Here is a 2,094-nt window from a genome sequence, read left to right as displayed (position 1 = left end):
TGAGAAAACGTACCGTCGAAGTCTATTTGCCCGATCTTTCGATCAGACCGCAAGAACCTCGCCGTCCACGTTTCTCTTTCTTCCAATCTTCACAATGTCAAAGAACTGACCCCGGGTACGTCTCTCGACGGCGGCGTCGGTGGAAGCTACGCTTCCAAAATTCGAGGACAAAGATCTTACCCCGGTTGCCCGGCAGCAGCTCTGCCCTTTCGGTAGTCACTGAACAGTGGGAGCAACGAAGTCGCTCGGCGTCGTCAGTGGGGCGGTGTATACGGGCGGCCCCTTTGCCTGTCAACACCCCTGATGAACGAAAGATGACATTTCTCTCGTTGGCGCTTTGGCGGCCTGTGGACAGACGGCCGAGCCGCCCGGTTTGCGGGGCTTTCTCGCCTAGGCCGCACTCCATGGATCCAGCAGATCGACATCGAGACCGGTGAAATCCTTGGTGTTGCGAGTGACGATCGTCAGCCCATGCCGCAAGGCGCAGGCGGCGATCCAGCCATCCATCACCCCGAGTCCCCGGCCCGCCGCCCTGGCGCCGGCCATCACCCCGCCCCAGACGAGCGCCGTCTCCCGGTCGATCGGCAGCAGGCGGTCACCGAAGCGGACGGGAAGATCGGCATCGAGCCAATGCCTGAGCGCCGCCTTCCGCTTGCCGTCGTCGAGCTGCTCGACGCCGCGGGCGATCTCCCCCACCGTGATCACGCTGAGATAGGTTCGGTCTTCGTCCACCTGGTCGAGCCAGGCCAGCACCTGCTGATCCGGCCGCGGCCGCTGCACCTCGGACAGAACATTGGTGTCGAGCAGGTAATTCAAAGCGGCAGATCCCGGCCGCGATCCTCGTCGCGCGCGAGCTCGAGTCCGGCGCCGGCGAGCGGCGACTGCGCGAGGAAGCTCGCGAGACTCCCCTGCCGCTGGCTCTTGTGCTGCCACTCCTCGATCGAGACGATTACCACGCTGGCCTTGCCGTTCCGCGTAATGGTCTGCGGCGATTCCATCGCCCGCGAGATCACCTCCGACAGGTGCGCTTTGGCCGAAGCCACGGTCCACTCATGTGCGGGGTTCTGCTTGCTCACAGCGATTCTCCAGAAATGACTATGATGACTATATAGGTCACGAGTGAGTCGTGAACAAGCGGCTCGCATAAGGTGCATTATGGAACGGCGAGATCTGGTCTGAGCCGCCCTTCCATCGGCAACCGCGACCATTTGTCGTCTCATGCACCCGGCTGCTGCGCTAGCGGCCCGACAAGCGCCCCGACCAATGCGGGATGGAGCAGCTCCGACACTAGCCGAATGGCTAGACCGGCGGGTGGCGTCCAGGGCCCGCAAGCATGTCGTCCGGCTGCCGATTTTCGACGTAGGGGCGGAGCTGCGCGAGAAGGGCCTGGACTTCACCCGGGATCGGGCCGGCCAGGAAGGCTTGCCGTCCTGCCGCAGATGACATGTCCGCTGCCTCGGTGTGCCCAAGCAGCACCTCGATCTGGACGCGATGCTGTCGCGACAACGGCAGCGCCGCCGCCGCATGGAGCAGGGTCAGCAGTTCATGCTGGCGATGGATTGCGGCAAACACTTCGAACTGCTCAGCCGCACTCGCAACTCGGCCGAGCAGCAGGGCAGTAGCCCGTTGGCCCGCACCCAGGCAGTCGTAGCTTACGCAGCCGGCAAAGCCACGCCGCGCCCGCGACGCATGGATGCGACAGCGGCAATCGGTGCCGAGGTGGACGCACGGCGTGCCTGCCGGCTTGTCGAGAGCGAACAACAGCGAGCGGTCGAAGGCGAGCACTACGCAGCAGAGCCCAGCGCAACGCGCACAGTCGGCGCGCAACATCGCGACGTCCATGAGGACCTCCGGAACGGTGATATCGGTGAGGACGCGCAGTCCGGGCTAGCCGCAAGGCCGAATGCCGGCCCGTCAGGCGGAGTGTCGAGTTTAGGCTTAGCTACTAGCTGACAAAGCAAAACCCCGCCGGCTTTCGCGGGCGGGGTTTTGTTGTTCTAGTCGTTGAGAGAACGCATGTTTTTGGCAGACCTGGCAGCGACCTACTCTCCCAAGTCTTGAGACTTAGTACCATCGGCGCAAAGGGGTTTAACG

General features: G+C 63.4%; 3 protein-coding genes. All 3 read right to left on the bottom strand.

The features are described 5' to 3' along the window. Positions 1–390: 390 nt before the first annotated feature. The 3 genes from AC1DWU_RS23125 to AC1DWU_RS23115 all read right to left on the bottom strand — a co-directional run bounded on the left by AC1DWU_RS23125 (position 391) and on the right by AC1DWU_RS23115 (position 1,842). Complete coding sequence (locus AC1DWU_RS23125) at positions 391–816, bottom strand: PIN domain-containing protein (protein ID WP_477152373.1); 426 nt, start codon at positions 814–816, stop codon at positions 391–393. Beyond that, a complete protein-coding gene (locus tag AC1DWU_RS23120) occupies positions 813–1,076 on the bottom strand; it encodes a type II toxin-antitoxin system prevent-host-death family antitoxin (protein ID WP_477152372.1) in 264 nt (87 codons plus the stop codon). Before AC1DWU_RS23120 ends, AC1DWU_RS23125 begins: the two co-directional genes overlap by 4 nt. Positions 1,077–1,299: 223 nt before the next feature. Next, complete coding sequence (locus AC1DWU_RS23115) at positions 1,300–1,842, bottom strand: hypothetical protein (RefSeq protein WP_477152371.1); 543 nt, start codon at positions 1,840–1,842, stop codon at positions 1,300–1,302. Positions 1,843–2,094 lie beyond the last annotated feature (252 nt).

The organism is Devosia sp. P2_G7 (genome assembly GCF_056403495.1).
This window is presented reverse-complemented; position numbering and strand designations above follow the sequence as displayed.

Excerpts from the sequence above, each read along its gene's own strand:
- AC1DWU_RS23115 (WP_477152371.1), bottom strand. The coding sequence starts at position 1,842 with ATGGACGTCGCGATGTTGCGCGCCGACTGTGCGCGTTGCGCTGGGCTC.